7 protein-coding genes are annotated in these 6,099 nt (G+C 70.6%); all 7 read right to left on the reverse strand.

The annotated features are described in order from the left end of the window. Positions 1 to 2 precede the first annotated feature (2 nt). A complete protein-coding gene (secD, locus tag AC07CM_RS47185) occupies positions 3 to 1,790 on the reverse strand; it encodes a protein translocase subunit SecD (RefSeq protein ID WP_478882751.1) in 1,788 nt (595 codons plus the stop codon). Between the two features lie 142 nt (positions 1,791 to 1,932). Then, positions 1,933 to 2,424: a preprotein translocase subunit YajC gene (gene yajC / locus AC07CM_RS47190; RefSeq protein WP_478882752.1), complete on the reverse strand. Its 492-nt coding sequence runs from the start codon at positions 2,422 to 2,424 to the stop codon at positions 1,933 to 1,935. Positions 2,425 to 2,589: 165 nt separating this feature from the next. Beyond that, on the reverse strand, positions 2,590 to 3,660 hold the full coding sequence (gene ruvB, locus AC07CM_RS47195) for a Holliday junction branch migration DNA helicase RuvB (protein WP_478882753.1): 1,071 nt from the start codon (positions 3,658 to 3,660) through the stop codon (positions 2,590 to 2,592). A 25-nt stretch (positions 3,661 to 3,685) separates the two neighbouring features. Beyond that, complete coding sequence (gene ruvA, locus AC07CM_RS47200) at positions 3,686 to 4,291, reverse strand: Holliday junction branch migration protein RuvA (RefSeq protein ID WP_478882754.1); 606 nt, start codon at positions 4,289 to 4,291, stop codon at positions 3,686 to 3,688. After that, entirely contained in the window at positions 4,288 to 4,827 is a 540-nt protein-coding gene (gene ruvC, locus AC07CM_RS47205; protein ID WP_478882755.1) for a crossover junction endodeoxyribonuclease RuvC, read from the reverse strand. The genes ruvA and ruvC overlap by 4 nt, the downstream gene beginning before the upstream one ends. Before the next feature lie 162 nt (positions 4,828 to 4,989). Further along, a complete protein-coding gene (locus tag AC07CM_RS47210) occupies positions 4,990 to 5,742 on the reverse strand; it encodes a YebC/PmpR family DNA-binding transcriptional regulator (RefSeq protein ID WP_478882756.1) in 753 nt (250 codons plus the stop codon). A 49-nt stretch (positions 5,743 to 5,791) separates the two neighbouring features. Then, positions 5,792 to 6,099: pyridoxal 5'-phosphate synthase glutaminase subunit PdxT (pdxT, locus tag AC07CM_RS47215; RefSeq protein ID WP_478882757.1), on the reverse strand; the 308-nt coding region annotated here is incomplete at its 5' end.

Here is a 6,099-nt window from a genome sequence, read left to right on the forward strand (position 1 = left end):
GCTCACGCCTCCTTCGGGTCGGCAGGGCCGGCGGCTGGACCGGCGGAACGGCGGGTGCGGCGCAGCGGCGGCTTGGCACCAAGGCTCTTCGGGTCGAGGCCGGACCACTTGTGGCCGTTCGCGAAGAACTTCCGGCGGGCCAGCAGCGTCATCAGCGGCTTGGTGAACAGGAAGACGACGACCACGTCGAGCACGGTGGTCAGGCCGAGCGTGAACGCGAAGCCCTGGACCTTGCCGACGGTGACGATGAACAGCACGGCGGCGGCGAGGAACGACACGAAGTCGGAGACCAGGATGGTGCGCCGGGCGCGCGGCCAGGCCCGCTCGACGGCGGGGCGCAGCGAGCGGCCCTCACGGATCTCGTCCCGGATGCGTTCGAAGTACACGATGAACGAGTCCGCGGTGATACCGATGGCGACGATGGCACCGCAGACGGCGGGCAGGTTCAGCGCGAAGCCGATGGCCGGGCCGAGCAGCGACATGATCACGTAGGTGAGGATCGCGGAGACCAGCAGGGAGGCCATCGCGACCAGCGAGAGACCGCGGTAGTAGATCACCAGGTAGAGCACGACCAGCGCGAGACCGATGGCGCCGGCGAGCAGACCGGCCCGCAGCTGCTCACCGCCGAGCGCGGCGGTCACGGTGGTGACGGTGTCCTCCTTGAAGGACAGCGGCAGCGCACCGTACGACAGCATGTTGGCGAGGCTCTGCGCCTCCTGCTGGGTGAAGCTGCCGGAGATCTCCGCCTGGCCGCCGGTGATGGCCGTCTGCACGTACGGGCTGGAGACGACGTTGCCGTCGAGGACGATGGCGAACTCGTTCTGCGGCTGCTGGTTCTTGGCCAGCTGGGAGGTGACGTCGGCGAACTTCTTGGTCCCGCTGTTGCTGAACTTCATCTGGACCTGCCAGCCGGAGGCGCCCTGGGTGTCGAAGACCGCCTGGGCCTTGTTCACCTCGGTGCCGTCCACGGCGACCGGGCCGAGCAGGTACTTGTACCAGACCTTGTTGATCTCACCGCAGGCCACGGTGGGCTCGCCCGGCTTGGCGTTCAGACCGGCCTTGGCCCGCTCGGCGGGCTTGGAGCAGTCCAGGGCGGCGTACTGCGCCTGCAGCTTGCTCGTGTCGGTGCTGCCGCTGGCGGACGCGGACGGGCTGGGGGACGACGTGGAGCCCGCGGCGGACGACGCGCTCGGGGAGCCGGAGGGCGACGGCGTGCTGTCGGCCTTCAGGGCGTCGGTGACCGCGCGGCCCTGCGAGGTGGCCGTCGCCGTGGGGGACCCGGAGGAGGACGAGGAGGCCTTCTCCTTGGAGGAGGCGCTGCTCGACGGGCTCGGCGAGCCGCTGCCGCTGGGGGAGGCGCTCGGCGAGGGGCTCTTCACGGCGCCACCGGTGGGCTCGGTGGCGAGGACCGGGCGGAAGTACAGCTTGGCGGTGGTACCGACCTGCTGCTGGGCCTCCTTGGAGTTGGTGCCCTTGGGGATGTTCACGATGATGTGGTCGGCCCCCTGGGTCTGCACCTCCGCCTCGGAGACGCCCAGGCCGTTGACACGGCGGTTCATGATGTCGACCGCGGTGTCCATGTTGGCCTTGTTGATCACGGACCCCTGGTCGGCCTTCGCCTTGAGCGTGATGCTCGTGCCACCGGCGAGGTCGATGCCGAGACGCGGAGTCTTGTTCCCGGAGAGGAACATGCCTCCGGTGAGCGCCACGATGGCGATCAGGATGAGGGCCAGCGAGCGCCCCGGCTTGCTCTGGGCACTCGCGCTCCGGCCCTTCTTAGGTGCTGCCACCTTCTCGTACTCCCTCTCGGGCCGCCCCGCGCCCGGTCGGCGCGGTCGGCCATGACATGGTGTCGGGCTCCCGTGCGGGAAACAGACGCGCCCGGGGTGCGTGCGGCGCGATCACCACCGCGCCGTGCACCCCGGGACGTGACTACTTCGCCTCGGTGTCGCCGTCGGTCTTCTTCGGCTCTTCGTCCGCCTTGGCCTCGGCGGCGTCGGCCTTGTCCTCGGCGGCGTCCTCCTTACCGAGGTCGACGGACTTGTCGTCGGAGGCGGCGGCAGGCTCGTCGGTCGCGGCGGTCTCGGTGAGGGAGGAGGCGTCGTCCGGGACGATGTCCGTGTCGGACTTCAGGTCGTGCTCGATGCCGTGGACGATGCGGTTGTACTCGTCGTCGGTGAGGACGGCGCCGATCGAGTTCTTGGCGAAGAGGAGGTCGACGCCCGGTCCGGCGTCAAGGAGGACCGTGTCCTCGTTGACCTCCTTGACCGTCGCGTACATACCCCCGATCGTGCGGACACCCGAGCCGGGCTGAATCTCGTTCCGCATGTTGGCGGCCTGCTGCTGCTTCTTCTTGGCCGAGCGCGTCATCAGGAACATGGCCGCGATGAGCACGATGAAGGGGAGAAGGGTAAAGGCATTCACGGGACGGAATTTCCTTCGCGCGACCGCGCGGTGAGCGGCCTGTTGGATGGGGGTTGGTCGGCGCCACCCGCAAGGGCGGCATCGGCGGAGTCTAAGCGAGTCCGCGCGCATGGAACAACGCTCAGCATGGCACCTGGGTTCCTGCCCCCGCCAATGCCCTCGCCGTCACGCCCCGAACAGGTCCTGTTGTCCGTTTCCCGCAGCTGACGAGCGCGGCGGGGTCAGGCCGAGATGTGCCCATGCCGCGGGGGTGGCGACCCGGCCGCGCGGGGTGCGGGCGAGCAGCCCCTCGCGCACGAGGAAGGGTTCGGCGACCTCCTCGACCGTCTCGCGCTCCTCCCCCACCGCGACGGCGAGGGTCGACAGGCCCACCGGACCGCCGCCGAAGAGCTTCAGCAGCGCCTCCAGGACGGCCCGGTCGAGGCGGTCCAGGCCGCGGGCGTCGACCTCGTAGACGGCGAGGGCGGCCCCGGCGATCTCGCGGTTGATCACCCCGTCGGCCTTGACCTGGGCGTAGTCGCGCACGCGGCGCAGCAGGCGGTTGGCGATTCGGGGTGTGCCGCGGGAGCGGCCGGCGATCTCGGCGGCGCCCTGCGGCTCGATCTCGACGTCGAGCAGGTTCGCGGAGCGGTGCACGACCCGCTCCAGCTCGGCCGGCTCGTAGAACTCCATGTGCGCGGTGAAACCGAAGCGGTCGCGCAGCGGCGGCGGAAGCAGGCCCGCGCGCGTGGTGGCGCCGACCAGCGTGAAGGGGGGCAGTTCGAGGGGGATGGCGGTGGCGCCCGGGCCCTTGCCGACGATGACGTCGACGCGGAAGTCCTCCATGGCCATGTACAGCATCTCCTCGGCGGGCCGGGACATGCGGTGGATCTCGTCCAGGAAGAGGACCTCGCCCTCCTGCAGGGAGGAGAGGATCGCGGCGAGGTCGCCGGCGTGCTGGATGGCGGGGCCGGAGGTGATGCGGATCGGGGCGCCCATCTCGGCCGCGATGATCATCGACAGGGTCGTCTTGCCCAGGCCGGGCGCGCCGGAGAGCAGCACGTGGTCGGCGGTGGCCCCCCGCGCGCGTGCGGCGCGCAGGACGAGGTCGAGCTGTTCGCGGACCTTCTCCTGCCCGATGAACTCGCCGAGGTCCCTGGGGCGCAGGGCGGCCTCGACGGCCTGGTCCTCCCGGTCGGCGCCGGAGCCCACGAGCCGCTCCTCGGCGGAGGTGTCGGTCGGGTCGTCCCAGTTCATGAATGTGCCTCGACAGTGGTTGGGGTCAGCGGGCTCGGTTCAGGGTCTGCAGGGCGGCCTTCAGCAACTGGCCCACCTGCGGTGTGCCGTCGGCGGCCTCGGCCTGGGGGGCCACGGCGGCGACGGCCTCGTCGGCCTCGCGGGTGGCGTAGCCGAGGCCGATGAGGGCCGCGTGCAACTGGTCGCGCCAGCCCTGGGTGACCGGGGCGCCGACCGCGGGGGCGCCGATGGGCGCGCCGAGCCGGTCCTTCAGCTCGAGCAGCAGCTTCTGGGCGCCCTTCCTGCCGATGCCGGGGACGGCGATGAGGGCCTTCTCGTCACCGGTGGCGACGGCGCGGCGCAGCGCGTCCGGGGTGTGCACGGCGAGCATCGCCTGGGCGAGACGGGGCCCGACGCCGCTCGCGGTCTGCAGCAGTTCGAAGACCTGGCGCTCGTCGTCGTCCGCGAAGCCGTACAGGGTCAACGAGTCCTCGCGGACGACCAGCGAGGTGTGCAGCTTGGCGGGCTTGCCGACGCGGAGCGTCGACAGCGTGTTCGGCGTGCACTGGACGGCCATGCCGACGCCGCCGACCTCGACGACCGCTGCGTCGGGGGCGAGCGCGGCGACCGTGCCGCTGACGAAGGCGATCATGCCGTACGGCCTTTCGTTGCGTTGGCGGTGTGCAGGGCCACGGCCTGCTGGAGCCGGTTCTGGGCGGGGGCTCGCCAGATGTGGCAGATGGCGAGGGCGAGGGCGTCGGCGGCGTCGGCCGGCTTGGGCGGGGCGCTGAGCCGGAGCAGGCGGGTGACCATGGCCCCGACCTGGGCCTTGTCGGCGCGGCCACTGCCGGTGACGGCGGCCTTGACCTCACTGGGGGTGTGCAGGGCGACCGGGATGCCGCGCCGGGCGGCGCACAGCATCGCGACGGCGCTGGCCTGGGCGGTGCCCATGACGGTGCGCACGTTGTGCTGGCTGAAGACGCGCTCGACGGCCACGGACTCGGGCCGGTGCTCGTCCAGCCACTGCTCGATGCCCTCCTCGACGGCGAGCAGCCGGAGGCTGAGATCGGCGTCCGCGGGCGTGCGTACGACGCCCACGCCGAGCATGGTGAGCGGCCGACCCGCGACCCCCTCGACGACGCCGACGCCGCACCGCGTCAGTCCGGGATCCACCCCCAACACCCGCACCGGGTCCCTCCCTGTTCGATCTCCCCAGCCACCTGGGCGGTACCCCCAGTTCGTGCAGGCTATCGGGTGCCACCGACAACGCCTCGCACCAACGCCCGGCAAGGCGACGGGCCGACGGGTTGTCCCGTCGGCCCGTGAGACCCTGTGACGCCCGCGGCGGCGTTACGCGTCGACCTTCTCCATGATCTCGTCGCTGACGTCGAAGTTGGCGAAGACGTTCTGCACGTCGTCGCTGTCCTCGAGCGCGTCGATCAGCTTGAAGATCTTCTTGGCGCCCTCCTCGTCCAGCTCGACCTGGACGGACGGCACGAAGCTGGACTCGGCGGAGTCGTAGTCGATCCCGGCCTCCTGGAGCGCGGTGCGGACCGCGACCAGGTCGGTGGCCTCGCTGATGACCTCGAAGGTCTCGCCGAGGTCGTTGACCTCTTCGGCACCCGCGTCCAGGACGGCGCCGAGGACGTCGTCCTCGGCCAGCTCGCCCTTGGGGACGATGACGACGCCCTTGCGGGAGAACATGTACGACACCGAGCCAGGGTCGGCCATGTTGCCGCCGTTGCGGGTCATGGCGACGCGCACGTCGGAGGCGGCGCGGTTGCGGTTGTCGGTGAGGCACTCGATGAGCACCGCGACACCGTTCGGGCCGTAGCCCTCGTACATGATCGTCTCGTAGTCGGCGCCGCCGGCCTCGAGACCGCCACCGCGCTTGATGGCGGAGTCGATGTTCTTGTTCGGGACCGACTGCTTCTTGGCCTTCTGGACGGCGTCGTAGAGGGTCGGGTTGCCTTCGAGGTCGACGCCGCCCATGCGGGCCGCGACCTCGATGTTCTTGATCAGCTTCGCGAAGAGCTTGCCGCGCTTGGCGTCGATCACGGCCTTCTTGTGCTTCGTCGTGGCCCATTTAGAGTGGCCGGACATCTGCCTGTCTCCTTCGCGTAACCCATCTCTGCAACGAACTCCAGAGATCCTACAAGGACTCCGGCGTCCGGTTGGCGCGCGCCATGTCGGCGAACAGGGCGTGCACGCGGTGGTCGCCGGTCAGTTCCGGGTGGAACGACGTGGCCAGCGCGTTGCCCTGGCGGACCGCGACGATGTGGCCGTCGTGCTCGGCGAGCACCTCGGCCTCGGCGCCCACGGACTCGACCCAGGGGGCGCGGATGAACACGCCTTCTACAGGATTGCCCTCGATGCCGCGGACGTCGACCGCCGCCTCGAAGGACTCGTTCTGCCGTCCGAAGGCGTTGCGGCGCACGATCATGTCGATGCCGCCGACGG

This window comes from Streptomyces sp. NPDC044061 (genome assembly GCF_056434305.1).

Excerpts from the sequence above, each read along its gene's own strand:
- AC07CM_RS47210 (WP_478882756.1), bottom strand. The coding sequence starts at position 5,742 with ATGTCCGGCCACTCTAAATGGGCCACGACGAAGCACAAGAAGGCCGTG.
- ruvA (WP_478882754.1), bottom strand. The coding sequence starts at position 4,291 with ATGATCGCCTTCGTCAGCGGCACGGTCGCCGCGCTCGCCCCCGACGCA.
- ruvB (WP_478882753.1), bottom strand. The coding sequence starts at position 3,660 with ATGAACTGGGACGACCCGACCGACACCTCCGCCGAGGAGCGGCTCGTG.